This is a genomic window from Streptomyces sp. NRRL S-340, assembly GCF_000720185.1.
Taxonomy (GTDB): domain Bacteria; phylum Actinomycetota; class Actinomycetes; order Streptomycetales; family Streptomycetaceae; genus Streptomyces.
This window is the reverse complement of record NZ_JOIY01000003.1, coordinates 69258-95641: the sequence shown is the minus strand read 5'-3', so window position 1 is coordinate 95641 and position 26384 is coordinate 69258. Positions and strand designations below refer to the sequence as shown.

The following is a 26384-nucleotide window of genomic DNA, read 5'->3' as shown; positions in this document are numbered from 1 at the left end:
TGATCTGCGGCACCAGCGAGCGCCTCGCCGTGTTCACCGCCCACGGCGAGGACACCTCCGCGCTCACCGGGTGCCGGAGCCCCCGGCGCACAGCGCGTGGTCGATCAGGATGCCGGCCGCGTTCTCCTGCTCCAGTATGTGTTTCGGGGTGTCGCCGCGTGCCTCGGACATGGAGACCACAGCGCTTCGGCGTCCGTCCTCGGTGACACCGTTGAGGGTGATGTAGCCGCCGTCCCCGCCCTCATGACTCCAGTAGGTTCCTCCGCAGGTCAAAGGCCGCTCCACCAGACCGAGCCCGTACCGGCCGTGGGGCCAGAGCCGCTCCACCTCCGCGCTCACGGGAAGGGTGTGTTTCATCTTGGCCAGCTGCCGTGCCGGGAGCAGGCGGCCGCCGAGCAGCGCGCGGAGGAAGCGGTTCTCGTCCCGGGTGGTCGTGACCCACGAAAGGTTCTCGTGGTCCACCGGTATCTGATCGGTGACGTCCACCCGGGAACCGGGGCCGAAGAGCTGGTAAGCCTGGGCGTGGGGCCGGGGCAGGGTGGAGGAGGTGCCCGTCCACCGCGTCCGGCCGAGCCCCAGCGGGCGCAGGACGCGGTTCTCGATCTCCTGGTGAGCGGGGCGCCCGGTGACCTTCTGGATGATCATGTCGAGCAGGACGTAGCCGGTGTTGGAGTACGCCCAGCCCTTGCCGGGCGGGAAGTCCGGCTCGTGGGCCATGGCGAGGTCGACCAGTTGCCCGGGTTCGTAGACGTCGTGGCGCTGCTGGTGGTACTCCTGCGGCGTGGTGTATCCGGGCAGGGCGTCGTGGATGCCGCTGGTGTGCTGGAGCAGCTGGCTGACGGTGATCCGGCTGCCGTCGTTGCCGTTGCCCCGCACCACCCCGGGCAGCCAGTGGTCGGCCGTGTCCTCCAGGGACAGCCTGCCCTCGGCCTCCAGTTGCAGGACCACGGTGGCGACCAGCGTCTTGGACGTGCTGGCCATGCGGAAGTAACCGCCGGAAGAGACCGGGCGGCCGGTCTTCAGGTCGGCGGTACCGCTGGTGGCGACCGACTGCCGGCCGTCGGGCGCGATCACGCGGGCCTGCACCCCACTCACACCGAGGGCGTGGATCGCCTCGGTGTCACGGCGTAACCGCTCCGCAGGGGAGGGGCCGGCGGACTGAGTGACGGCGGGGACCACCCCGGCGGTGAGCAGCGTAGCCACACCGAGCGCCATGACCAGGTGTTTTCGCAGAGTCGAAGTCATGGCTGGACGCTAGTTCCGCCCCCCGACGGGCGCGATGCGGCGCACCCCAGGACCGGAAGGGGGGATACCCCCAGCGCGGGCCGTCGCCGGTCCGGCATCACCACATCGACCACGGGCACGCGCGGCGCCGTGGTGGCCCCGCCGGACGCCGTCGCGGCCACGGCGGTGGCCCGCCGCGACGGTGCACCCGGCCGGCACGAGCCGCTCCCGCCGGGGCTCGTGCCCCCGCCGGACCGGATGGCCGGAGCGGAGATCCGCGCGCTCGTGACGTCGAGCCCCTGCACAGAGGCGGCGCTCAGCCCCACCGGCGGCAGAAGCGGCGGCCGTTCACCCGACCAGGGCCTCGGCCAGTTCCCGCGGCCGGGCGGCGAACGGGCTGTGGCTGCCCGGCAGGGTGCGGACGGTGAACGGCTCGCCCGGCATGGCCCGGTCGGCCTCCGCGATCATCAGATTCTGTACGGCCGTCGGCAGCGCCCGGTCCTCCGCACAGCGCAGGAAGGTGCGCGGGATGCGCCCCCACCGTCCCGCGGTCAGGATCACGGGGGTCGCCGGTACGGCCAGCGGCAGGTCGGGACTGAGCGCGGAGCGCCAGCGGTCGAAGCGGTCGGCGGGCGTGTCGTGGTAGTGGGTCTGCCGCAGCTCCTCGACGTAGACGGGGTCGGGCGAAAGGGGGTCGATCCGTACGGCGCCCAGCGCCTGGGGATCACCCAGGCTGAGGCCCTGACCCCATGCGGTGGAGTTCTCCGGGGCGCCGAGGTAGTCGAAGAACCGGGCGCGGCCGGCGGGGACGAACGCGGAGAGGTAGACGAGGCGGTCGACCAGCTCGGGCGCGCGCTCCGCGGCGAGCGACGCCGGGCCGCCGCCCGCGCTGTGGGCGACGAGCACCACACGGCCGTAGCGGCGGACCCGGCGCAGCGTGTCCAGGACGGCATCGGCGCAGTCGTCCATCGTCACGTCGGCGAGCTGCGACCTCTCGGTCAGCAGACCCGGCCGACCAGGCAGCAGGTATCCACTGGGCACAGGAGCGTCGAAGCCGTGCCCGGGCAGGTCGACGGCCACACTCGCGGCCCCGAGACCGGCGAGTGCGCGCTGCGTCGCCGCCCACTGCGACGAGCCGTGCCAGGCGCCGTGGACGAGAACGAAGACGGTGGTGTGCAGATCGGTGTCCGCGGTGTTCACAGAGGGTGTCACGGCACCCATCCCAGTCGGTGACGGCTGGGCCATCCAGTGGAAGAGATGACACACTTGTCGGCGATACTTTTTGTGTATGGAGGGCGGTCAAGCGGTCATGGAGGCGCGGCACCTTCGGTATGCGCTCGCTCTCGCCGAGCACGGACACTTCGGCCGGGCAGCCCGCGCGCTGGGCATCGCGCAGCCTCCGCTGTCCAAACAGATCGCCGACCTGGAGCGTGAGACCGGGGCCCGGCTGTTCGACCGTACGCGCCAGGGGGTGTTCCCGACCGCAGCGGGCGAGGCGTTCCTCGCCCGGGCGCGGCGGGCCTTGGAGGAGATGACGGCGGCCACGGCCGACGCAGGCCGGGCCGCGCGCGGCGAGACGGGCCGGCTCCGCCTGGGCTTCGTGGCCTCCGCACTGCTCGACCCGCTGCCGGACGTCCTGGGCCGGTTCGGCCGCGAGCGGCCCGATGTACGGCTGGAGCTGCACGAGATGGCATCCGGCCGCAGCGCCACCGCACTCATTGCCGGAGAACTGGACGTGGCCGTCACCCTGGGACCGCCTCGCGGGGCCGGGGCCGAGCACCTGGTGTCCGTCCCGGTAGGGCACGACCGTCTGATCGCCGTCGTCAGCAGCGCGCATCCCTACGCGGGTCAGGCGTCGGTGAGCGTGGACCAGTTGCGGCGGCAGCCGCTGATCGTGGCCGCCGGAGAGGACGAGCCCGCGGTCGCCGCGGGCTTGCGCACCCTGCTGGACGAGGACACCGCCGCACTGGACGGTGCGACCACCGCCAGGGACGTGCACACGATCATCGGCCTGGCCGCCTGCGGGGTCGGCGTGGGCCTCGGGCCCTCTCGCATGCTGTCGGCCCCGCGCCCGGGGGTCCGGTTCTGTGAAGTGACCCCGCCGACGGCGCTCCCCGACCTGGTCCTGTCCTTTGCCGACCGGGACCGCTCGCCCGTGCTGGGTGCCTTCCTCGACTGCGTCCGCAGGAACTGCCCCGACGTCGGTGCCGCGCTCGATCGCCGATTGGGCCACCCGTGAGACCGGACGCGGTTCCGCCTGCCGCGCTCTTCGACCGTGTCCACCGCGCACCGCGACCGGTCCAGGCCAGGTGCCCGCCCACCACAGCCGGACCGGGAAGGTTGTGGACGTCCGGCTGACGGATGAGCCGGGCCCGGAGCGAAGACTCAGCGCAGTTGCTGGGCCAGTCCGACGATGATGCCTGCCGGGCCACGGAGGTAGCAGAGCAGATAGCTGTCCTCGAAACGGGCGACCTCGCCGAGGAGTTCGGCGCCGTGGGGTCGCAGGCGGGCAACGGTGCCCTCGAGGTCGTCGACGGCGAACATGACGCGGTGGGTGCCCAGGACGTTGTGCGGCCGGTCGCGCGGCTCGGCGCTGATCACCGCGGGGCTGCGGTACTTCGCCAGCTCGAGCCGGCTGTGACCGTCCGGTGTCCGGAGCATCGCGATGTCGCAGCGGACGCCGTCGAGTCCGGTGCACTGGTCGGCGAAGCGGCCCTCGACCTGCGCCCTGCCCTCCAGTTCCATACCGAGTTCCACGAAGAACGCGACGGCGGCGTCCATGTCCTCGACGACGATGCCGACGTTGTCCATCCGCTGAATCGCCATGCTGGTCGCTCCTTCTTCTTTCCCGTGCGGCCGGCGGCGGCCCCTGGCCTCCGCGCGGACATGGCCGGTGACACGTCCTCGACCTCGCAGGCCGACGACCTCAACGGCAGATTGCCCGCAAATCCCCTTGTCCCACGGCCAAGAGTCGTTGACCACTGCTCGTGTGCCTGCCGATGACCTTACCGAGACCTTCCACGTCATCACGCAAGAGCGACTGCGCGCCGTCTCCCGCCTTACGCGCCACCGGATCACCGGCGTGCTCCGCTGCGAGCCGGCGACGATCACGCGGAGCGCCGAGCGCGTGGGGCTTGCGAAGGCCAAGTGACCTCAGGCGTCCGGAAGAAGTTGCCCACCGGGTCCGGACGGCTGTGGACCGCGCGGACGATCTCCTCGCTTCGCCGGTGGAATTGGTTTGGTCCAGACCATTGCTCTTCGGTCCGGCTGTGGAGGAAGCTGCTCACCAGGCACCGGATCACCAGGACCGGAGCGCTCGTCACCGGAACAGGAAGGCAGCAACACACCCATGCGCAAAGCGATTTCAACCCTGGGCTTGACCGGACTGCTGGCCGCGGCCGCCCTGCTGCTCGCTCCCTCCGCGCAGGCCGCCGGGTACGTCTACGTCGGCATGTACCCGAGCGCCGCCGCCTGCGACGCGGCGGGCAAGGCCTACGTGGCCGGCGGTCAGGCGGTCAGCTACTTCTGTGACGCCACACCCACCACCGCCCGCCTGTCCATCTGGGTCTGAGCGGGCTCAGCACCGGGCGTCGACCTGCCTGGCAGTGAACCGGCCCGGCGGGCCTCCCGGCCGGCGGCCCTTCCCCTCCGCCCGCCGCCCGCCCGCAGGGGGACGTTCGTCGAACGCGCCCGATCTTCCGGTCGACCGAATCCGACCTCTGCGGCCCACCTGGCGCCGCCGGCCGCATCGTTCGGATCGGCCGGTCGTCGGGGCAGGTGTGCCTGTCGATGCGCAGCGGGCGCGGACCGATTCGTTACGTCCGGACCGGACGCCGGAACGCGCCACCCCGTCTGCCACCGCCTCGATGCCCGCCGCGGCGGCCCTTCTCCGCGCACACGGAGGCGGGGCCGCTCGGTGATGTCCGGTGAGGTGACCAGTGGGCTGAGGAACACCACGCGTTCGTGGGCGGGCAGCGGGCGGCGGGAGACACGCAGCCGCTCCTCCGGGCCGAGGCGGTCGTTGTTGTCAACGGCCGCTCACGGGTGTCCTGTTCGAGGTGACGACCGCATCCGGATCGGTGGGACGCCGCGGGACCGCGGAGCCTTCCACGGGCTCGGACCTCGTCAGCCACAGGCCGGTGAACACGGCGGTGATCACGGTGACGGTGCCGGCGGCGAGGAAGGCGCTGTCGAGGCCCGTCTCGAAGGAGGCGCCGCCGGATTGCCGGGTGCGGACGACGGCTCCGAGCAGCGCCACGCCCAGCACCGCGCCGATCTGCCGGGTGGTGCTGCTGATGCCTGATGCGAGGCCGCCTTCCTGCGGGCTGACCGCTTGGATGGCGGCTCCCGTCAGTGGCGACATGGTCAGGGCGAAGCCGATGCCGGCGAGTCCCAGCCGCCACCACACGTTCCCGTAGCCCGTGTCGGCGTGCACCATGCCGAGCGCCAGCAGCCCCAGGCCGGCCAGGGCCAGACCGGTGGTGACCACGATGCGGAAGCCGTACCGGGCGGCGAGCCGGCCCGCGTACGGGCTGACGATCACCATGGCGAGGGACACCGGCAGCGTCTGCAGGCCGGCGCGCAGGATCGAGCTGCCCTGGACGTACACGAAGAACTGGGAGAAGAAGAACGACGAGCCCATGAGCGCGAACCCCACCACCACCATGGCGGTGTTGGACACGGTGAACAGGCGGCGCTGGAACAGCCGCAGCGGCAGCATCGGAGCGGAGCGACGCGCTTCGACGGCGGCGAAGGCGGCGAGGAGGATCACCGCGGCGGCGAAGCTGCCCAGGATGACCGGTGAGGTCCAGCCGCGGGCACCCCCCTCGATCAGCCCGTAGGTCATCACCCCCACCGCCAGAACGGACAGCACCGTGCCCGGGACGTCGATAGCGGGGGCACCCTGGTTGCGGGACTCGCCGAGGTGGCGCAGGCCGACCAGCAGCAGGATCACGCCGATGGGCACATTGACCACGAAGATGGCGGGCCAGCCGAAGGCTTCTGTCAGCACGCCGCCGGCCACGGGACCTGCGGCCAGACCGATCCCGCTGAGTCCGGCCCACAACCCGATCGCCTTGACGCGTTCCTTCGGCACGGGATGGGCGGCGGCGAGCAGGGCGAGCGAGGCAGGGCTCAGCGCCGCGGCCCCGATGCCCTGCAGCACCCGGCCGGCGACCAGCCAGCCGAGCGAGGGCGCGACGCTGCACAGCAGTGAGGCGGCGGTGAACACCGCCACGCCGGTCAGGTACACCCGCTTGCGGCCGAACCGGTCGGCGAAGACACCGCCGGACAGCAGCAGCATGGCCACCAGCAGTACGTACGCGTCGACGATCCATTGCAGGCCGGTCAGCTGGGTGTGCAGCCGGTGCTGCATGTCGGGCAGTGCCGCTCCGACGATCGTGTTGTCGAGCAGGACCATGAACTGGCCCAGGCAGGTCACCGTGAGCAGCGCGGCCCGGTTTGATCGACCGCCTGCGGTCGCACGCGATGCAGCCATGGAATCCCCTCGATCGTCCGTTGCGCCCGGTCGCGGCCGACGGAGGCGGCGACACGCTTGAGCGCTCTAATGCAGTCGGTGACTGCGTTAGGCGACTATAGGGAGACCGCCTTATAAACGCAAGTGTTGACTGCGTTAAGGTGGAGGCATGAACGAGCGACAGCGAGCCCGGCGGCCGGGCGGGCGCAGCGCACGCGTCGGCGCGCAGGTGCACCAGGCCGTCACCGACCTGATCAGTGAGCGCGGCTACGGCAACTTCACCGTCGGTGAGGTCGCAGCCCGCGCAGGCGTGGCCGACAGCAGCATCTACCGTCGGTGGGGCAGCCTGGAAAGCCTGCTCACCGATGTGGCGCTCACTCGCCTCAACGCGCAGTCGCCGATGCCCGACACCGGGAGCCTCGTCGGCGACCTGCGCACTTACGCGGCCCAAGTGGCCAGGGAGATCACCGGACCTGACGGCCCGGCGGTGCTGCACCTGGCCGTCGCCCTGTCGAGCAGCGGTCAGCAGGGACTGCAGGCCGGCGCCGACCTGCGCGCCGAACGCACCCGGCAGCTGCAGTCCATGCTCGATCGCGCCCGCGACCGTGGCGAGCACGCACCCGACGTGTTCGACGTGCTGGACCACATCCTGGCCCCGATGTACATCCGCGTCCTGTTCGGTATGGTCCCGCTCACCCCGGAGTACGTCGACGGGCTGGTCGACCGGCTGCTGTGACCTCAGCCAGGTGCCCGCGAACAGCCCTCGGCCGCGACGGCGCGGCACCGGGAGGTGCTCGCCGGCGCGCACGGCCCGCTCGCCGTCCGGCCCTTGGCCGGTCCACGCGGCTCCGCAACACCGCACGTCGCCGGTCTCACATCGACCTGGAACTCCGCCGTCGTCGAAGGCCACGTCCACCGGATCGACATGCTCAAGGGCCAGATGCACGGCCGGGCCGGCTTCGGCCTGCTGCGCAGGCGCATCCTCCTCGCCGGACCGCAGCTCTGTCACCCGACGAGCGGGTCCGTTCGGCTGATCGCACACGGTACGGGATCCGGGCTCAGTCTGCTCCGGCATGAGCCGACGGCCCGCGTCACCCAGGCGGTCATGGCGTCGCGATCCGCCGCGATGGCGTGAGGCTCACGTGCCTTCCCCCGCGCTTCGGCCGTCCACGGTGCCGGCGCGCCCTCTCGAAGGGTTCGAGCCCTGTGGTCAGTGGTGGCCGAGGAACAAGCCGTTGAGTTCAGAGAAGGGGAGGGCGTCGGTGAGCGGGTGGTAGTCACCGGTGCCGTACAGCTGCTGCGCGGTCAGACGCGTGGCCGCGTAGGCGGCCTGGGCGACGCCTGAGCCGAGGCTGACGCGGGCGACGCCGAGGCGGCCCAGCTCGGCGACATCCGGCGCGCCGGGGCCGGCCATGATGTTCAGCGGTACGGAGATGCCCGCAGCCAGTTCCGCGATGGTGGCGGGATCGGTGACCCCGGGCACGAAGATGCCGTCGGCGCCCGCCTCCACGTACCCCCGTGCGCGTTCCAGGGTGTCCTTCAACCGGGTGGCGGGGTCGCCGAGGCCGAACAGGTAGGTGTCGGTGCGGGCGTTGAGGAAGAGGGGCACACCTGCTCGCTCGGCCGCGCGTCGGGCCGCCGCCAGCCGTGCCCTGAACTCGGCCGGAGGCCGGGCGCCGTCCTCGATGTTGACGCCTGCCGCGCCTGCTTCCAGCACCCGTGCGACGGTCTCACCGGCACCGGCCGCGTCCTGTCCGTACCCGCCCTCGATGTCCGCGGTGACCGGTGTCCCGACCGCCGCCACGATACGGGCGATCAGTTCCACCACATGGTCGACAGAGGAGTTCTCCCCATCCGGATGACCGAGTGACCAGGCGATCCCGGCACTGGTGGTGGCGATCGCGGGAGCCCCTGCGGCCTCGATGACACGTGCACTGGCGACGTCCCAGGCGTTGGCGAGCGCGAGGGGGCTCGCGCAATCGTGGAGGGAACGGAAGAGGAGGGCCTTGTCCGTCTGCGCTCTGATCATGCGGTCAGCCAACCAACGATCCAGGGTTCTGTCCGGCAGGATTCCGACACCATGGTCACCCAGCCCTGGCCCGTCGCATGCGACAGGCTTCCCGGCCGGCCGCCGCCGTGGACGGCACGGCGACATCGCTCTCTCCTGCCGAACGCAGCGCTCTCACCGCTCGAGAAGAACATTCGTGGGCAGGGGCAGGAAGAAGCTCGTCAGCCGGTGCGGTGCCGTCCTTCTCCGGCGACAGCCGACCTGCGCCCGCACTTCCGGCGCGCACTGGACACCACCCCCACCGCCTGTCAGGTCCGCCAGGCGTATCCGAGCAGGCCCTCGGTCTGCTGGCCCTCGCAGGCGGGCTGCTCGGAGACGAAGTGGTCCCCGGAGGACGGGACGCGGCACCGGTAGAGCGCGACGGTGCCCGGCGCGGGAGCGGTTGCGGCGAATCCGACCGGGCCGAGCGGCTCCTGGCCCTCGCAGCCGGGCTCCGTGCTGATCATGTTGTGCCCGCCGACCCGGCACTCGAACAGCGGACGGGTACTGGACGCCTCGTGGCGCAGCAGCCGCCAGGCGTTCTCGGCGGTGAACCCGGCGGGAAGTCCGCGGGTGGAGGCCCAGTGGCCGCGGGTGGGGGAGTGGGCGCGGACCAGGCGCGTGTACGGCAGGTTCTCGAAGCCGCAGGACAACTGGGCGGGCGTGAGGTCCGCGCGGTTGGCCAGGGCCCAGGTCCGCCACGCGGGCTTCGCGCTGCCGTCGGCGGCCCGCAGCCCGAGGGCGAGTCCGGCAGCGGTCTCCGTGGGGTTGTCGAGCATGCGGTGGTAGACGTAGTTGGTGATACCGGGCGTGCCGAGCACGTCCCGGAAGGAGTCGCACACGGCCTGCGCCTGCCGCTCCGGCGAGGAGGATCCCGCCGAGGTGATGCCGCTCTCGGTCAGCTGCACGTCCGACCAGGCCTCGGTGTTCGCCGGGAAGTTCTGGTGCAGCCAGCCCACGAGGTGACCGAGCGTCCCGTACGTGACGTAAGGCGTGTCGTCGGGCCCGAACACGGGACTGCGCAGGTCACGGGGGTAGGGGTGCATGGCCACCCGCCAGCGGCGGGTTCCGGCGCGGGCGGCCAGGCCGCGCAGCACGGTCATGCCGGACAGGACGGGTTCCGCTGCGGCGGGGGCGTCCAGCGCGGTGCCGAAGGAGTGGTCGAGCGACAGATAGGTGCGGGCGGTGGGCTGTTCGGCGCCGACCCGGTCGTAGGCGGCGTCGTAGAGTGCGGCGATCTCGTCGAGCCACGCGGTGGTGTCGCACGCCGTGCCGTGGCCGCAGCCGATGTTGAACCAGGTGTTGGTGTTGACCTCGTTGCCGATGACGAAGTCGGCGACACGGCCGTGGCCGTGCAGTCCGTCGTACCGCTGGGCCAGCATGCCGGCGAAACGGGCGTAGTCGCTCGCGCGGTCCGGGGCGCAGAAGATCTCCATGCCCGGTGCGGAGGGCACACACGTCCTGCCCGTCCGGGCCCAGGACGGTGTTCCGTAGACGACGCCGGTGACGACGAGACCGCGTTCGGTCCAGGCCCGGATGTCATCGTCCAGGTGCGCGGGCACGGTGAAGCACTGGCCGTCGTACGGCTGTTGGCCGGTGGAGCACGGCGGCGACTGCACAGTGGGCTGCCACTGCGCCCAGACCAGGTTCATGGCGACGCCACCGGTGTTGTTGCCGGCGATCTCGTCCTTGTCCGGCCAGTCGTCGGGCTGGACGGCCTTGATCCGGTAGTCGCCGCGCTCGGGATAGGCGAGCGCCGCCGGAAGGGAGTGCGGCCCGGCCGCCGCCGTCCCGGTGCCGGGGAAGAGCAGCAGGACGAGGGCGCACAGAACGGCCGGCCAGGTCCACCGGGCGCGTGCCCCGCTTCTCATGACGGTCTCCTTGCCGTACGACGGGTGGTCGGTGCAGGTGTCGGTCCCGGTCGCGGGAGGGGAGGAGGTCGGCCGGAGGGGTCAGGGCCTGGTCAGCAGGTAGCCCTGGAGCCCTTCGGCGTGCTGTCCCTCGCAGTCCTCGCGCAGGGAGTCGAAGTGGTCCCCGCCGCCGGTGTTGCAGCGGTAGACCGGTGTGCTGGGCCGGCCGGCGGGCGGCTGGCTCCAGAGGTAACCCAGGGTCCCCTGCACGGTCTGGCCCTCGCACCCGGAGTCGAGCGAGGTGAAGTCGTCGCCGCCCGCGCGGCACTGGTACAGCGCCCTGGTGCCCGGCTCGGCGACCAGGGAGAGGTAGCCGTGCACGGCTTCGGCCCGGTATCCGGCGGACAGGCCCGCCGTGCCCTCGGCATGGTCGGTGCCCCGGGTGCTGCGGGTGACGGCGGCCCGCGCCACGACGTACCCGAGCAGGGTCTCTTTCTGCATGCCCTCGCAGTTCGGGTCGTGCGAGAGGAAGTGCTCGCCGCCCGCGATACGGCAGCGGTACAGCGGCAGGCTCGGCACACCGGCGACCGGAGCATCCCAGGCCCAGCCGACTTCGGCGAGTTTCGCCGCGCCCTCGCAGTCGGCCTGGAGCGAGGTGAACTCGTCGCTCCCGCTGCGGCAGCTGTACAGGGCCCGGGTACCGGGGCCGCCCACCAGCGACACCATGCCCATGGCGATCTCGGGGCGGTAACCGGCCCCGGCCGCCCGGGTCGTGGTCCAGTGGTCGCTGGGCGCGCCCTGGTGCACGTACCGGGTCAGCGCTCCGTAGCCGATGGTGTAGCCGAGCAGGCTCTCCTGGACCTTGCCCTCGCACTTCGGGTCGGTGGAGTCGAAGTGCTCTCCGGCCGTGCCGTCCTTGCACCGGTACACCGCGAGCATCGGCGCCCCGTCGGGGGCAGGGGCGTCGTAGAGGTGGCCGAGGAGTCCGATGCGAGACGAGCCCTCGCAGTCGTCCCGGACCGAGCTGAACTCCTCGGCGCCGTTCTGGCAGGCGTACAGGGGGTGCGTGCCCGGCTCCTGCACCAGGTCGAGCTGGCCGAGCGCGCCCTCCGCGCGGTAACCGGGCGGCACGGATCCGGTGGTGCTGTAGTGGTCGCCGCTGCCGTTGACGTACCGGGTGAGCTGGCCGTAGAGCGGTCCGTGGTTGGCACTCGGGTCGGTGAGGAACTCGACCGAGGACTGGTCGACACGCGGCGCCCACTGGCAGCCGCCGGTCTGCGGACACGGCCCCACCGGGTCGGTGAACCCGCCGCTCGTCCGGTAGAGCGTGCCGGTGTCCGCCGCGACGAGGCTGATGCCGTCGACCGGCGTGCCGGCCATGTGGTCGCGGTGGTCCACGCTCCACTGGGTGACCGGCACCGGGAAGCCGCAGTCCGAGGAGCAGCCCGACAGCCGGAACGGGTATCCGGCGGCGAACTTGTAGACGGTCCCGTTCTCGGTGGACACGGTCGTCCCGTCCATCGGTACGGCCAGCATGTGGTCCAGATGGGAGATGCTCCAGGTGGACACCGGGATCGGAGCACCGCAGCCCGGGTCGCAGGTCGCGAGGTGGACGGGTGCGCCGCCGGCGAACTTGAAGATCTGCCCCTGCTGGTCCCGTATCGTCGTCCCGTCCGTGGGATACGGCCGCATGTGCTCCAGCGAGGAGATGCTCCAGGTGGACACCTTCACGGGGCTGCCGCAGCCGACCCCGTCGCAGGTGGCCATGTGGATGGGTGCGCCGCCGGCGAACTTGAAGATCTGCCCCTGCTGGTCCTGCACGGTGGCACCGTCCACCGGTGCCGGATTCATGTGGTCGAGCGTCGCCACGCTCCAGGTGGACACCTTCACGGGGCTGCCGCAGCCGCTGCCGTCGCAGGTGGCCATGTGGATGGGTGCGCCGCCGGCGAACTTGAAGATCTGCCCCTGCTGGTCCTGCACCGTGGCACCGTCGGCGGGCACGGACCTCATGTGCTCCAGCGTCGAGATGCTCCAGGTGGACAGCTTCACGGGGGTGCCGCAGCCGCTGCCGTCGCAGGTGGCCATGTGGATGGGTGCGCCGCCGGCGAACTTGAAGATCTGCCCCTGCTGGTCCTGGGCGGTGGCACCGTCCGACGGCTCGGGCCGCATGTGGTCGAGCGCGGCCACGCTCCAGGTGGAGACCTTGACGGGGGTGCCGCAGCCGACGCCGTCGCAGGTCGCGAGGTGGATGGGTGCGCCGCCGACGAACTTGAAGATCTGACCTTGCTGGTCCTGCACGGTGGCGCCGTCCGACGGTGTCGAGGGGCCGGCGTCGATGACCGCCTGAGTGGTGGGCCTGGCGTCGGGGCACAGGCCGCCGTCGCAGGTGGACTGCCAGATCGGGGCGCCGCCGGCCATCTTGTAGACGCGGTGGGTGTCGTTGGTGCTGAGCACGGTGCCGTCGGCCAGCCCGTACACCGACGTCACGAGCTGGGGCTTGGTCGGCACGGTGACAGGACCGGGCGGGTTGCCGCCGCTGCCGCTCCCGCCGCCCGGCGGGAAGTACTCGACCCTCCAGCCGGCGTACATCGGGACCAGCATGTAAGAGTAGTCGGCGAACCAGGGAACGAAGGTGGAGTCCTTGTTGCACCCGGGGATCGTGTACGTCCGCGCGTACAGGGTCTTCCAGAAGTAGACGCCGTAGGAGACCAAGGCGTACTGGCCCGGCCGCACGGAGACGTTCTGCTGGACCTCGGTCCCGTAGGTGAGGCTCTCCTGGGCCGTGTGCCCGGTCGAGACCGACGCCTCGAACTCGGCGGCCGAGAGCTTGGCGCTCACGCTGATCGTGGCCGTGGTCGTCACGCTTTCGGTGCGGGTGCCCGTCATGCTCGTCTTGGCCGTGCCGCCGGGCGCCTCGATGCGTGTCGGTTGCAGGGCGGTGGGTCTGAAGTCCATGGTGCCGGGACCGGCCAGGGTCTCACTGACCACGTTGCAGTTGTTGCCCAACGGCAGCGGCGGAAGGTCATCCGCTGCCGCCTGCCCTGCTCCGGCGACGAGGACCGAGGCCAGCGCGGCGAGCACCGCCGCACAGACCCGGCCGGCACGTATGACGGCCACGTGCATGGAACCCCCCGTACGACACGCTGTCCCGTCTCGTCAGGACAGCCCCGGGGTCACTGTCCCGGCACGACGACGGCCGCTCAACCCGCCTGCTCACGTTTCGGCTGTGGCCGAAGGGTCGCGCGGGTGCGACGGCCGGTGCCTCTGGTGCAGCAGGTCTTCCCCGAGCACCGTGAGCGCGTGCTGAGCGGTGCGCCCGCTGCGCACCGTCGACACCAGGCCCGCCCGGCGCAGCGCGGTGGCGTGCTCACTGGCGGCCGCCGCGGAGACGCGCAGCCGCCGGGCCAGCTCGCCCGTGGTGCACCCCGAGCCGATCTCTGCCAGGGCGCGGGTGCGCGTGCGCCCCAGCAGGGCGGTGAGCGCGGCGAGTTGGGCACGGGTGGGCAGCCGGCCGTCGCCGCGCGTCGGCACGCGCCAGCCCGCCTCGCGTTCGAAGGGGTGGACAAGGACCGGGGGCAGCTCCGGATCGCGCAGGCAGATGGGCCGCCCGCGGCAGAAGAAGGACGGGATCAGCAGCAGTCCCCGTCCGCCGAGGTGGACATCGCGGTCGGGTCCGGGATACGGCACCCGGAGCACGTCGCCGTGCAGACGGACGGCCGGGTGGATGCCGCCCAGCAGTTCTCGGACCCCGCCCTCCTCGCGCACCCGTGACCGGAGCGCGGACTGCGCGCCGACGCACTGCCGGATGTGCGGCCAGTAGGGCCGGAGGGCCGTTTCGTGGTAGTGGTGCAGGGCGTGTCCCAGGAGCCGGAGCGGCTTGGCCTCCGCGGCGGCGAGACTTCGTACGTACGGTGCCGACGCGCGCGGGGGACGGAGCCGGCCGAGTTCGCGCACCATGCGCCGGGACGGTGTCGCCAGCACCTGTTCCAGGCCCGGTTCGAATCCCTCGGCCCCGGTCGGCGTGAGGAAGTCGGGCGAGTAACCGACCGGCGGTGTGAGCGGGAAGAGGCCCCCGGCGGCCACCGGGTCGAGTTCTCGGGCGACCGTCGCCCGCCAGTGCGCGAACTCCTCGGTCTCGTCCGTCTGTTGCAGGACGTGGAGACTCAGCAGGACTTCCCACATGGCATCCGGGCCCTCACGCAGCCGGACGGCCGCGTAGTCGGCGTCCGTGAAATGTATCCGCAGCATTCGTTCCCCCGTGTTCGACGCGCGTGCGGACTCCGCGGGGTCATGGCCTCGCACGCCCCGCCGGGTCCCACAGTGATCGACGGCGAAGAGCCGGGGAAGGTTGACCGCACCTGCCCGGAGCCGCTGTGCCGAAGCTCAGGAGCTGTCACCAGCGGTACCGGCTGAGCTGGTGAACCGGGACGGCCGAAGCGGCCCGGTTGTCACCAACGAGGCATCCGACTTGGCACAGACGCTCATTGAGCAGTCTTTCTGTCACCAGGAACGAAGATCGGGAGCCTGAGATTCTCCACGGCGCTTCCACGAGCAGCCCCGGCCTGACGAGCAGCCGGACAACGTCGGAGGCGGGCTCAGCCGACGGATGGCCGTGACCCAGCGGGGCAGGGTGCCGTGGTCGAGCGCGTGGTCGTGGTGCCGGGGGCGGTGGTGTGCTGGTCGAGGCCGCCGAGGATGAGCGCGAGGCCCGCCTCGAACGCTGCTTCGTGATCGAGCGCGGGAACGCCGTCCGGCAGGCCTGCGGGGTCCGGCGCGTCGGTGTCGGCCTGTTCCTCCAGTACGCAGCCGACGGTGAAGCGGCTGGAGGCCAGCATCGCCATCTGCGCATGCTGCTCGGGCACGCCTGAGGCGACGAGGAAGGCCATCTTGCGGCGGATGCGGTCCAGGTCGCCGACCGGGGTGCTGCCGGCGTGCAGGCGGGCGCCGTCACGGCGCATCAGCAGGGTTCGGCGGAAGCTTCGGGAGTTGTCCAGGAACCAGGCATGCCAGTCGTCCCCGGGCTGGGGAAGCGGCGCGGTGGAGTGCGGGGCCATGGCCGCCTCCGCCATCGCGGCCAGCAAGTCCTTCTTGGTCTTGAAGTGGTAGTAGAGCGACGGCTGCTCCACGCCCAGGCGCTTGGCCAGCCGCCGGGTGCTGACGGTTTCCAGCCCTACCTCGTCCAGCAGGTCGAGCGCCTCGGCGACGACGGTCTCGCGGTTCATCTTGGTCACGTTGACAATCTATCGCTGATAGAGAACCCTGGAAAGGCGGATTCAATCACCGATAGATTTTGGGGTGGGTCATGGCGGGCGACAACGTGAAGCGGTCGTTGCGGATCCTGGTGGCCGGCGGCGGTGTCGCCGGCCAGGCACTGGCCTTCTGGCTCTCGCGCGGCGGCCACGAAGTGACGGTCGTCGAGCGGTTCCCGGCGCTGCGCGCCTCGGGGGCGCAGGTGGACCTGCGCGGGCAGGGCATCGAGGCGGTGGAGCGGATGGGGCTGCTGGAGGAGGTGCGCAGTCGGCTGGTGGACGAGGCCGGGGTGGCGTTCGTCGACTCCCGCGGGAAGCCGAAGGCGACGATCATGGCGAACACCTCCGGCAAGGGCCGTCAGACGCTGACCTCGGAGTACGAGATCATGCGCGGTGACCTGGTGCGCATCCTGCACGAGGCGACGAAGGACGGCGCCGAGTACGTCTTCGGCAGAAGCGTCGACGGCTTCGACCAGCACGCGGACAAGGTCACCGCGCACTACTCCGACGGGACCTCGGGCGAGTACGACCTGCTGATCGGCGCCGACGGGCAGGGCTCGCGCACGCGGCGGGCGCTGCTGCCCGAGGGCTTCGACCCGTACTGGCGGGTGGGCATCCACATGGCGTACTGGTTCGTGCCGCGGATCGCCTCCGACACCAACATCCGCGACACCTACATGGTCCCGGGCGGTCGGCAGATCATGCGGCGCAGCCACAACGCGACCGAGACACAGGTGTACTTCGTGATGCGCGAGGACTCGAAGGAAGCCTCCGCGATCCACCGCACGCCCGTCGAGGAGCAGCAGAGGTTCTGGGCCGAGCGGTTCCAGGATGCGGGCTGGCAGACCGGGCGGTTCGTCGCCGGCATGAAGGACAGCCCGTTCTTCTACTCCCAGGAGATCGCCCAGGTGCGCATCGACAGCTGGTCCAAGGGCCGGGTCGTCCTGGCCGGTGACGCCGCGCACTGCGCCTCCCCCTACAGCGGCATGGGCATCTCCGGCAGCCTGGTCGGCGCCTACGTCCTGGCCGGGGAGATCAACCACAGCCCTGGCGACCTGGCGTCGGCGCTGGCGAACTACGAGCGGGTCCTGCGTCCGTTCGTCGACGAGATCCAGGGCGAGGTGAACCCGAAGATCCTGCGCGTGGGCATGCCGCTGAGCAAGCACGCCATCACCGCGTTCCAGAACGTCACGGCGCTGGCCTGCTTCCTGCACATTCCCGACCTGGTCGCCCGCACGTCCAAGGAGGACCGCGGCGGCGACTGGCAGCTCCCCACCTACGCCGAAGCCGCCTGATCCGGCCCGCTCTGCATGCCGGTCATCCGCCGCCGGTGCCGTCGGGCCGGTCGAGCAGTGAGCACGCTTCGTCACCGCACCCGTCCAAGCGGGCGCGGTGACGGGGCGCGTGTGGTGCTGGAAGACGGCAGATCAAGCGGCACTCTCCAGCACCGTGCACTGACGCCACGCATCAAAGCCATGCGGGAACACAGCCTCATCAGGAGCCGTGATCTCGGATGGGCCCCCAGGTGCCGCCTCCCTCGCCACAGCGACGCTCCCGGGCGCCGCGGCGTGCCGCGTTCGCAGGCAGCCGGCCGGTGCGGCGAAGATTCACCCCTCAGTCCGGCCCAGTGGCAGGAAGGTGCCGAGGAGCGCGTTCCCCGACCAGCAGAGTCCGGTGAAGACCAGACACGCCGGTCCTGCCCGACGAGGCCACTCGAGAATCCGACAACCCGGATGAGACCGAGTGAGATGCCGCCAACTACAGGGAGATGGGACAACCAGCCGCGCTCGGGCTCAATCGCCCACAACGCCGTCGGTGACAACCAGCCTGCCTTAAGAGCTGCGAACAAAAGTGGGTTCCGATCAGCGGGCGGTGTCCGGTGCGTGCGATCGCAAGGCGCCGGAAGGTCCTTGTAGCGGAGCTACCAGGGCCTTCCGGCAACGCGGCGAGGGCGCGTGCCGGGCGCCGCCCGCCGGGGCCCACTTTTGTTCGCAGCTCTAAGTGACAACTATCGTGCTTCGGCTCAGCCGCCCCCTCACACGGTCGCGCCGCCGAAACCCCGGAACACGCCGGCCCGGCCTTCTGCCCGCGGGCCGGGCTCCGGTCGGGTCACAGCAGCGGAAGCCGGACTGCCGGGCCCGGCCCGCGGGCATCGACCGGCGGGCGGGCCGGCAGCCGGCCCGCCCGCCGGCGGGCGGCCCCCCTGGCAGCCGGCCCGCCCGCCGTCGGTCGAGAGCCGGTTCGAGCGACTTGGCTGGTCACTGGAGCAGGGCGGGCGTCATGCCGAGCGGCAGGACCGGACCCGCCCGGCCGACGAGGACATGGACGACGACGAGGGAAACGGTGGTCGTCGGCCCCTGGCTAGACCCTCACCTCCTGGTACTGGCCCAGGAAGAGCGGCGTCCCGTGCTCCACCCGCCACAGGAACAGCCCGGGTTCCTCCTTCACCTCCCCGGTGCGGGGTCGGAAGGCGATCGTCCGGGTGATGCCCCGGTAGGACACGGCGCGCAGCAGGTGGGTGAGGCCGCTGCGGTCCCCCGGGGCCGATCCGACGGTGGCGAGAGCGTGCGCGACGAGACCGAGGGCGTCGTACGCCTCGACCGCTCCCCGACCGACGTTCGGTACGCCGTACCGCTTCTTGAACGACCGTACGAATCCGGCGGCCGGCGGCAGACGTGCCGGATCCACGAACGTCGCCGAGAAGACCCACCCCTCGGCCGCCGCGCCGGCCGCTCGCAGGAACTCGGGTGTGAGGACGGCCTGGGTCGCGGCGGGGGTGCCGGTGAACCCCGCCGCCCGCAGCGCCCGTGCGCAGGAGGCGGCGCGCCGCGAGGAGTCGCCGCAGTAGACGACGGCCTGGGCGCGTGCCGCGAGGGCTGCGGCGACGGCCGGGCCGAAGTCACCGGTGCCGGCGGTGACCTGGTACCGGGTGACCCTGCCGTGGGCGGGAGGGTTCGCCACCAGGGTGTGGGCGATCAGCCAGCTGTAGTCCCGGGCCGCCTGATCCTCGACGAGAAAGATGCGGCGGGCCGGGCGCAGGCTCGTGAGATAGCGGACCAGGGGCGCGCCGATCGCGGTGTCGGAGGGGCGCAGCTGGAACACGGACGACGTGGGGTTCTCCGTGTCCACGGCGGCGTACAGCGTGTCCGAGCCCGCCCAGGCCGTGACCATCGGCAGCAGGGCCTTCTTGTACCGGTCCTCGGCCGCGAGGGCCGTGGCATCGGACGTCGGCCCGATCACCGCGCACACGCGGCGGTCCGCGACGACGCGCCGGGCCACCTCCTCGGCCCGGCCGGCGTCTCCCGCGTCGTCGAGGACCGTGAGGACCAGGTCGAAGCGCCGGTCCGCGCGCGCGTTGTGCTCTTCCACCGCCAGCCGGACGCCGCGCTCGACCGAGGTACCGAGCGCCTTGCCGGGACCGGAGAGGTCGGCCTGCACGGCGACGGTACGGCGTGGCCGGGAGGCGCCGGTGGACGGCCCGTTGCCGCGGCCGGTCAGCCAGGCGGTCGTGGAGCCGCCGGCGGCCAGCACGAGTGCAGCCGCGCCGCCCGTGACCAGCAGGCGCCGGCGGCTCGGCGCGGGCGGCTCGTCCACCAGCGTCCCAGGAACCGTCGGCCGCTCGGGCTCGGGCAGGTGCAGCACCTGGGCCGAGCGTTCGGCGATCACCGCGGGCAGCCCGGGCGGCAGCCAGTCGTCGGTGCCGAAGTCGCCGAGTCCGGTGCGCAGTTCCGCGAGGGCCGGGCGGGCGGCCGGGTCCTTGGCGAGACAGCGGGCGACCAGGAACCGCAGGCCGTCCTCCGTGATGCCGTCGAGGCGGGGGTCCTCGTGGACGGTGCGGAAGATCACGGCGGGCGCCGTTCCGCCGCCGAAGGGCGGCCGGCCGGACGCCGCGTAGGCGAGGACGCAGCCAAGGGAGAACACGTCGCTGGGCGGGCCCACCTCCTCGTCGCGGGCGCGGGCCTGTTCCGGTGAGAGATAGCCGGGCGTGCCGATCACCACGTCGGTCGCGGTCAGGGCGGTGGCTCCGCCGGCGCGGGCGATGCCGAAGTCGATGAGGCGGGGCCCGTCCAGGGCGAGCAGCACATTGCCCGGCTTGATGTCGCGGTGCACCAGTCCGGCCGCGTGGACGGCGGCGAGCGCCTCGGCGAGCCGCGCCCCCAGCGCCCGTACGGTGTCCGCGGGCAGCGGCCCGTGCTCTGCGACGGTCTCGGCGAGCGAGGGCCCGGGAACGAAGGCGGTCGCGATCCAGGGTTCGGCCGCCTCCGGGTCGGCGGCCGTGACGGGCGCGGTCCAGCGGCCGTCGACCCGTGCGGCGGCCTGCGCCTCCCGGCGGAAACGGGCCCGGAACGCCGGATCGGCGGCGTGTTCGGCGCGGATCACCTTCAGGGCGGCCAGGGCACCGCCGTCGGAACGGGCGAGATAGACGACGCCCATGCCGCCCGCGCCGATCCGCGCGAGCAGACGGTACCCGCCGACCGACTCCGGGTCCTGTGCGGTGAGCGGACGCACGTCACCTCCCCTTCGGCCGCGGTGCCCTGTCAGGGGCGGGCCCCAGGTAGTCGAAGGCACCGTCGCGTACCCGGTGGACGAAGCTCGCGGGGGTGCTGAGCTGCGAGAGCTTCGGGTCGAAGGCGAAGTCCCGGGTGATCCCCCGGTACCTGGCGGCCTTCAGCGGGGCGAGCAGCGCCTTGCGCGCCGGACGCTCGCCCCTGGCGGCGGTGAGCTGCCGTATCAGCAGGTTCGCCGCGTCGTAGCCCTCGGCCGCCCAGAACCCGGGCGGGCGGCCGTACCGCTTGCGGAACGCCTGGGCGAAGGAGCGGACCTGGGCCGCGCCGGGTCCGATCGCTGCGGCCACGACCGTCCAGCCCGCCGCGCTCTCCTCGGCGGCGAACCGCGGGTCGAGCGCGGGTTCGGCCGCGTACTTCGGCCCGTCGAAGCCGGCCAGCCCCTTGGCCGCCCGGATCGCCCCCTCCAACGGCCCGGCGTAGACGAACGCGTCGATGCCGGCCCCTCGCATGTCGTCCAGGACGGGCCCGAAGTCGGCCGTGCCGGCGGGAACGACGCGGGGGTGCGTGGCGCCGCGGTACTGCCGGACGATGAAGTTGACCATCTGGACGGTCTGCCAGGACACGTCACCGGCGGTACGGTCCAGCAGGATGCCGACGGGGGTGGCCGCACTGGTCGCTTCCAGATGGAAGGCCAGCTTCATGGCGACGGTGCCGTGCAGGGGGCGGCCGCGGACGAAGGAGCGGATGTTCTGGTACAGGTTCTGCCCGGCGGACATGCTGATCACGGGCAGCAGGGCCGTGTCGTAGACGGGCAGTGCGGCCTGGGTCGTCTCGTCGGTGCTCGAGCCGAGCACGGCCAGCACGTCGGGGTCGTCCACGAGCCGCTGGGCCGCGGCGGCGGCACGGCCGGCCAGGCCCGCGTCGTCGGAGGTCCTCAGCTCCAGCGTGAACGGCGCGTCGCGGCGGGCGTTGAACTCCTCCACCGCGAGCCGTGCTCCCTGCTCCTGGGCCCGCCCGGCCGCCCGGCCGGCACCGCTGAGGTCGGCCTGCACGCCGAGCGCCCAACCGGGCGGGGCGGCCTGCTTCTTGCCGGTGCCGCCGTCGTGGCGCCGGGCGGCCCAGGCGGCCACGCCCCCGCCCGCGGCGAGCACGGCGGCCCCGCCGGAGGCGACGGCGAGGAACCTGCGGCGCGACGGTGCGGCCCCGGGGGGCGCCTGGGCGAGCGTGTTCTCGATCCCGGGCAGGGCCAGCATCTCGGCCGACCGTTCGGCGACCATGCGCACGATGCCGGCGGGCAGCCACTCGGCGGTGCCCGAAGCCGCGTCCTCCACCAGGGCGGCGTCCAGTTCGGCCGCGGTGGGCCGGTCGGCGGGGTCCTTGGCCAGACAGCGCAGCAGGACGGCCGCCAGCTCCTCGTCCACGCCGTCGAGGTCGGGGCTGTCGTGGACGGCGCGGTAGAGCAGGGCGTCGACGGCGCCCGCGCCGAACGGCGGCCGGCCGGTCGCCGCGTAGGCCAGCACGCAGCCCAGCGAGAAGACGTCGCTCGCGGGCCCGAGCCGCCCGCCGCCGGACGTGGCCTGCTCGGGGGAGAGGAAGCCGGGGGTGCCGACGACGAGGTCCGCGGCGGTGATCGCGGTGTCGTCCGGCGAGCGGGCGATCCCGAAGTCGATGAGACGGGGGCCGTCGGCGGCGAGCAGGACGTTGCCCGGTTTGACGTCCCGGTGCACCAGACCGGCGTCGTGCACGGCGGCGAGCGCGCGGGCCAGCATCTTGCCGAGCAGACGCACCGTCCGGGCGGGCAGCGGGCCGTGCCGGCCGACCGCGTCGGCGAGGGACGGCCCGGGCTCGAAAGCGGTGGCCAGCCACGGCTGTTCGGCGGCGGGATCGGCGCCGGTGACCTTGACCACCCACGGGCTGTCCACGCGCCGCGCGGCGTCGGCCTCGCGGCGGAAGCGGGCGCGGAAGTCCTCGTCGTGCGCGTACCCGGCTCGGATCACCTTGACGGCGGCGAGCGCGCCCGACTCCGCACGGCCGAGGTAGACGACGCCCATGCCGCCCTCGCCGAGCCGGGCGAGCAGGCGGTGGCCGCCGACGAACGTCGGGTCGGAGGGGTGCAGGGAACGGTCGTCGGTCATTTCCGGACCCCCAGTGCGGTGCGCAGCTTGGTCTCCATCCCGGCCACCGCCCGTGCCTGGACGGTCAGCAGGTCGCCCTGGCCGAAGCCCTTGCCGCCCTCGACGACGACGGCGATCGTCACCGGACCGAGCCGGACCTGGTTCCAGATGTAGTACGTCGACCCCTTGCCGAGCGCCGGATCGTCGTACGTGCCCATCTCGATGAGGTAGTCGTCGGCGGACGTGTTGCCGTTCGTGCCGTAGCCGGAGCCCACCGAATTCAGGCCGCTGATCCGCTCGGTGGCACGCAGTTGCTGGTCGGGGCAGCGCAGCACCTCCTCCAGTGTCTCGGCCATCTCCTGGTCGGCCTGCGCGGTGGTGCGGTGCAGGGTCACGGTGGCGGCGGTGCGGACCTCGCCCTTCGAGCCCGCCGCGGGCAGCCGGCTGTAGCGGGTGAAGGTGGCCAGGACGTCGTCCGGCAGGGACCTCTGCCGCCAGACGCAGTCGGTGCCGAGGACGGGCCAGGCGGCCGGGTCGCTCTCGTACGGAGAGCGCTTGACGTAGCCCGGGCCATAGCTGTCCGGGCCCGCGGTGACGGCCCGGACCAGGCCAAGGGCGGCGGACGGGGTGGTGGGAACGCGCGTGGGGTCGACCGTGAAGCGCACGGTGGCGTCACCCGTCCCGCGCTGTCCGGCCGGTGAGGACACGGCGGGGGAGGAGACGCTCGGACGGTGCGCGCCGTCGCTCGAGCCGGAACAGCCCGCGAGCAGTACCCCGCACACGGTCAGTACCGGGTATCCCCACCGTGTGCGACTGCGCGTCGCCGCGTACCTCATGAAACCCCCACTCACCATGTGTCTGCGCCAGTGTGCGACTGCGGCGAGTCTAGGGGGTCTCGGCCAACTCACTGTGCACCGTGGGTGGTTGTCATGACACGTGACGTTGCCCGAAGTGCCGGTGTGTCACCGGGCGGCTCCGTGAGCGCGGGCGGCGGGGGACAGGCGCGCCCACGGGAATCGTCCCCGACGCCCGCCCGGCCATCCGGCCATCCGGCCGCTCGAGCCGCCGGCCGATGCCGGAACCCGGCCGCGCCGTCATCCGCCGCACCCTCCTCCGCCACCACCGCACCCGCCACCGCCGCAGCTGCTGCCGCCCCAGCCGCCTCCGGAGGACGACGAGGACGAGGAGGACGAGGAGGAGAACCCGCTGAAGAGGGACGAGCCGAGTGTCGGATCGGGGATGTTGATCCAGCCTGCCATGGCGACGGCGACTATCGAGGCCGGCACCTTCGGACCGTCGCCGGCCGGTCCCCAGTGCACCGGGTGGCTCGACCTTCCGGAGTTGCGCACCGCGTACCAGCCCGCGGGGGTGATCCGGGGCGGTGTGCAGACGAAGACCGCCGCGACCACGAGGGAGACCAGCAGGAACATCACCAGCCAGCCCACCGGGCGGCCCAGGCGGACGCCGTTCACCACCCGGGCGATGCCGACCCCGGTCAGCACCAGCATCGGCAGCCCGGCCAGCCGCCCGGCCAGACGGCGTCGGCGGCTGGGCAGCAGACCGAGCCTGCGCGCGGCCTCCCCGGCCCGGCGGATCTCCGGCAGCTGTCGGGCGGCCTCGTGCACCAGCGGGGTGCTGGTGGCCCCCTGGGTCCGTGCGGCCTCCAGGACGGCCCGCTGCACCGGTTCGTCGGGGAGGCCGCCGCAGAAGGTGAGGGTGCCGTCCAGGGCTCTGCGCAGATGTCCGCGCTGGATGAGGGCGAAGACGGCGGTGTTCGCCATCTGGCGCGCCCCGCCGACGATCCAGGCGATGGTGTAGACGTCCGGTGCCAAGGCCGTTTCCGTGGCGGGGCGGAAGCGGCGGGCTGCTTTCCGTACGGCCACGCCGAGCAGCACGGCGACCACGAAACCTGCGGCGTACACGCCGAGGAACTCGGGGCCGGTGAAACCCCAGGGGGCGTCCATCGCTGCCTCCTTGAACGGTGTCGAAGCGCTGTCGGGCGATGCGCTGCGGGCAATGGCGTCGAACACGACGCCGACGGGCACCCGGGCGGTTCCCGCGGCAGACCTGGCACACCGGCCCGCTCGCCGTGATCCAGGCCCCCTCGGCCGACATCGTCACCGTGACGGTCAAGGCTCCTGATCACCGCGGCCTGGAGACGGGCGACCGGTCCGCACCCGGCTTCACCCGCGCCCTGCACGACACCGGCCCGGTGGCGGCCGGCCGCCACGCCGTGAGCGCCTGTCTCTGATGCGGCCATGCCATGACCGTGCCGATGGATCCCGGGTTTGTTGCGCGGGTGCGTGAGTCGTGTTTGGCTCACCCGATGAACTTTCTGTTGACGGCGAGTGGTCTGCGTAACGAGACACAGCGGGACGCGCTGCGGGACATGCTGGGCAGGCCGTTCGGATCGGCGAACGTCGTGTACATTCCCACGGCATCGCTCGCCGAGCCCGGGGACCATGGGTGGTTCCTCGCGGACATGAACCGGCTGCACGGCCTCGGCTGGCGGGAGTTCGACGTCCTGGAGCTGAATGGCCTGCCCCGGCAGATGGTGCTCGACCGGCTGCTGCACGCCGACGTCATCCATGTCGGGGGCGGCAGCCACTACCACCTCGCACGCAGCATCACCGGCAACGGCCTGGCCGACGGCTTCCTGGAGGCGCTGGAGAGCCGGGTCTATGTGGGGTTCAGCGCCGGATCAATGATCTTCAGCCGCAATCTCACCGGACACTCTGCCGACGTCATCGGGGACACCACGGACCTCCACGTGCTCGGCGCGACGACCGTGGAGCCGCCGTTCGGCCTCTTCGACTGGTATCTCAAGCCGCACCTGTACTCACCGGATTTCCCCGAGCGGGACGACGCCTGGGCCGATCGCATCGCTGCGCGGGCGGACTTCCCGATCTACTTCATCGACGACGAGACGGCTGTTCGTGTCAGGGACGGCGAAGTGGATGTCATTTCTGAAGGCCGGTGGCGGTTCCATCCGTGACTCGACGTGCGCTGGGGCCCGGACAGGGCAGTTCGGCACCCAGGGGTGCACTGATGCGGAGCCGCCGGGGGAGGCACCTGCGTCAGTTCCGTTCCGCCTGGCCAGTCACAATGTGCGCCTGCACCCCACTGGCCGCAAACCCTTCCACCAGCCGGCCATCGGCGACAGCACCCTCGACTCCGACGCCATGTGCCTGCCCGCCCGGCCCGGCCTCACCCAGACCGTCTGGAGCGCCGGATCCGGCATCCCCGGCCACGACGCCCCGCGCCCGCTCGCCTCTGGGCCGCCGCCGTTCAGGAACAAGGGACGACGATTTGGGCGGAGGCGGTCTGCCCCGTGGCCCGGTACGGGCCGCTCACACCGGAGTCGACGGTTCCGGCGGGGGAGGCGGTGAGGCTGCCTGAGCCCTTGGTGGGGGCGCCACCATGTTGAGTACCACGGCGTTCGCGTCGGCCGGGACGCCGTGGGCGCCGGAGACGGTCTGGGTGACCGAGTGACCGCCGGCGCCCGCCCCGGTGTGACCGCCGGTGGCTCCGCGGGTGTCGGGCAGACGGATCGGCGTGGCGGGATGGTAGGTACGGCCGGACTGCGCGTGCGGCTGGAGGCCGAGCGTCGCGACGTTGACGGTCACCGGGCCGGAGCTGCCGTTGCAGAGGTCGATCGCACCGGTGGGAGTGACCTTCACCGTGGCCTGGTCGGAGACCCTCCGGCCGGGCTCGAAGCCGATGGTGGAGGTGCCCGGCCGGGTGGTGCCGTCGGTGTAAGAGGGTGAGGGTGTCCCTCGCCTTGGCACCGCTCGTGACGACCTGCAGGCGCGCCGCGTCGACGCCGTCGGGGTCGGCGTGCACGGTGGCCGCGGTCAGCTTCAGCACGCCGTGGGCGGGGATCGTCCTCTCGGCGTCGTGCTGCGCGGTGACGGGC

The 26384-nt window shown here is 72.2% G+C and carries 21 protein-coding genes and 1 pseudogene; 8 read left to right on the top strand and 14 right to left on the bottom strand.

All coding sequences use genetic code 11. The features are described from left to right. Positions 1-63 precede the first annotated feature (63 nt). Together IG64_RS02715 and IG64_RS02710 are read right to left on the bottom strand one after the other, a co-directional pair. Positions 64-1245, bottom strand: coding sequence for a serine hydrolase domain-containing protein (locus IG64_RS02715; protein WP_037851456.1), 1182 nt, complete (start codon positions 1243-1245; stop codon positions 64-66). A 327-nt stretch (positions 1246-1572) separates the two neighbouring features. Then, a complete protein-coding gene (locus IG64_RS02710) occupies positions 1573-2436 on the bottom strand; it encodes an alpha/beta fold hydrolase (protein ID WP_234438364.1) in 864 nt (287 codons plus the stop codon). A 97-nt stretch (positions 2437-2533) separates the two neighbouring features. Here IG64_RS02710 and IG64_RS02705 point away from each other — a divergent pair, with 97 nt between their 5' ends. Then, complete coding sequence (locus IG64_RS02705; RefSeq protein ID WP_037851452.1) at positions 2534-3463, top strand: LysR family transcriptional regulator; 930 nt, start codon at positions 2534-2536, stop codon at positions 3461-3463. A 146-nt stretch (positions 3464-3609) separates the two neighbouring features. On the opposite strand, the gene IG64_RS02700 is transcribed toward IG64_RS02705, so the two are convergent. Then, a complete protein-coding gene (locus IG64_RS02700; protein ID WP_037851450.1) occupies positions 3610-4050 on the bottom strand; it encodes a VOC family protein in 441 nt (146 codons plus the stop codon). Between the two features lie 163 nt (positions 4051-4213). Here IG64_RS02700 and IG64_RS38275 point away from each other — a divergent pair. Both IG64_RS38275 and IG64_RS41010 read left to right on the top strand, forming a co-directional pair. Continuing rightward, positions 4214-4366 (top strand): annotated as a pseudogene (locus tag IG64_RS38275) (transcriptional regulator); the annotation flags it as partial. A gap of 234 nt (positions 4367-4600) precedes the next feature. Continuing rightward, positions 4601-4795: a hypothetical protein gene (locus IG64_RS41010; RefSeq protein WP_158771468.1), complete on the top strand. Its 195-nt coding sequence runs from the start codon at positions 4601-4603 to the stop codon at positions 4793-4795. A gap of 456 nt (positions 4796-5251) precedes the next feature. Here IG64_RS41010 and IG64_RS02690 read toward each other — a convergent pair whose 3' ends face one another. Beyond that, entirely contained in the window at positions 5252-6721 is a 1470-nt protein-coding gene (locus IG64_RS02690) for an MFS transporter (RefSeq protein WP_037851446.1), read from the bottom strand. Positions 6722-6869: 148 nt separating this feature from the next. Between IG64_RS02690 and IG64_RS02685 the strand changes: the two genes are divergently transcribed. Further along, positions 6870-7436 (top strand): TetR/AcrR family transcriptional regulator, encoded by a 567-nt coding sequence (locus IG64_RS02685; protein WP_037851444.1) that lies wholly within the window; start codon positions 6870-6872, stop codon positions 7434-7436. Between the two features lie 93 nt (positions 7437-7529). Next, positions 7530-7835, top strand: coding sequence for a hypothetical protein (locus IG64_RS41945; protein WP_158771466.1), 306 nt, complete (start codon positions 7530-7532; stop codon positions 7833-7835). Positions 7836-7910: 75 nt separating this feature from the next. Here IG64_RS41945 and IG64_RS02675 read toward each other — a convergent pair whose 3' ends face one another. The 5 genes from IG64_RS02675 to IG64_RS02655 all read right to left on the bottom strand — a co-directional run bounded on the left by IG64_RS02675 (position 7911) and on the right by IG64_RS02655 (position 15819). Then, positions 7911-8729, bottom strand: a complete 819-nt coding sequence (locus IG64_RS02675; RefSeq protein WP_037851441.1) for an isocitrate lyase/PEP mutase family protein — start codon at positions 8727-8729, stop codon at positions 7911-7913. A 287-nt stretch (positions 8730-9016) separates the two neighbouring features. Continuing rightward, the gene (locus IG64_RS02670; protein ID WP_037851439.1) at positions 9017-10618 is read right to left on the bottom strand and encodes a DUF5722 domain-containing protein; all 1602 of its coding nucleotides are present in this window, start codon (positions 10616-10618) and stop codon (positions 9017-9019) included. 81 nt (positions 10619-10699) lie between these two features. Beyond that, positions 10700-13714: a hypothetical protein gene (locus IG64_RS02665; RefSeq protein WP_158771464.1), complete on the bottom strand. Its 3015-nt coding sequence runs from the start codon at positions 13712-13714 to the stop codon at positions 10700-10702. Between the two features lie 96 nt (positions 13715-13810). Next, positions 13811-14845, bottom strand: a complete 1035-nt coding sequence (locus IG64_RS02660; protein WP_037851436.1) for an ArsR family transcriptional regulator — start codon at positions 14843-14845, stop codon at positions 13811-13813. A 347-nt stretch (positions 14846-15192) separates the two neighbouring features. Continuing rightward, positions 15193-15819: a TetR/AcrR family transcriptional regulator C-terminal domain-containing protein gene (locus IG64_RS02655; RefSeq protein ID WP_051812285.1), complete on the bottom strand. Its 627-nt coding sequence runs from the start codon at positions 15817-15819 to the stop codon at positions 15193-15195. A gap of 80 nt (positions 15820-15899) precedes the next feature. Here IG64_RS02655 and IG64_RS02650 point away from each other — a divergent pair, with 80 nt between their 5' ends. Continuing rightward, entirely contained in the window at positions 15900-17141 is a 1242-nt protein-coding gene (locus IG64_RS02650) for an FAD-dependent monooxygenase (protein WP_037851434.1), read from the top strand. A gap of 1066 nt (positions 17142-18207) precedes the next feature. Here the strand turns inward: IG64_RS02650 and IG64_RS02645 are convergent. The 4 genes from IG64_RS02645 to IG64_RS02630 all read right to left on the bottom strand — a co-directional run bounded on the left by IG64_RS02645 (position 18208) and on the right by IG64_RS02630 (position 24432). Continuing rightward, positions 18208-20355 (bottom strand): bifunctional serine/threonine-protein kinase/ABC transporter substrate-binding protein, encoded by a 2148-nt coding sequence (locus IG64_RS02645; protein WP_037851432.1) that lies wholly within the window; start codon positions 20353-20355, stop codon positions 18208-18210. A 1-nt stretch (position 20356) separates the two neighbouring features. After that, positions 20357-22489, bottom strand: a complete 2133-nt coding sequence (locus IG64_RS02640; RefSeq protein WP_037851431.1) for a bifunctional serine/threonine-protein kinase/ABC transporter substrate-binding protein — start codon at positions 22487-22489, stop codon at positions 20357-20359. After that, complete coding sequence (locus IG64_RS02635; RefSeq protein ID WP_158771462.1) at positions 22486-23175, bottom strand: hypothetical protein; 690 nt, start codon at positions 23173-23175, stop codon at positions 22486-22488. Before IG64_RS02635 ends, IG64_RS02640 begins: the two co-directional genes overlap by 4 nt. A gap of 387 nt (positions 23176-23562) precedes the next feature. Further along, a complete protein-coding gene (locus tag IG64_RS02630; RefSeq protein WP_037851430.1) occupies positions 23563-24432 on the bottom strand; it encodes a TIGR04222 domain-containing membrane protein in 870 nt (289 codons plus the stop codon). Positions 24433-24557: 125 nt separating this feature from the next. Here IG64_RS02630 and IG64_RS41005 point away from each other — a divergent pair, with 125 nt between their 5' ends. Together IG64_RS41005 and IG64_RS02625 are read left to right on the top strand one after the other, a co-directional pair. Continuing rightward, positions 24558-24719 (top strand): hypothetical protein, encoded by a 162-nt coding sequence (locus IG64_RS41005; protein WP_158771460.1) that lies wholly within the window; start codon positions 24558-24560, stop codon positions 24717-24719. Between the two features lie 75 nt (positions 24720-24794). Continuing rightward, entirely contained in the window at positions 24795-25463 is a 669-nt protein-coding gene (locus IG64_RS02625; RefSeq protein WP_037851641.1) for a Type 1 glutamine amidotransferase-like domain-containing protein, read from the top strand. A gap of 355 nt (positions 25464-25818) precedes the next feature. On the opposite strand, the gene IG64_RS02620 is transcribed toward IG64_RS02625, so the two are convergent. Beyond that, positions 25819-26256: a hypothetical protein gene (locus IG64_RS02620; RefSeq protein WP_158771458.1), complete on the bottom strand. Its 438-nt coding sequence runs from the start codon at positions 26254-26256 to the stop codon at positions 25819-25821. Between the last annotated feature and the right edge of the window lie 128 nt (positions 26257-26384).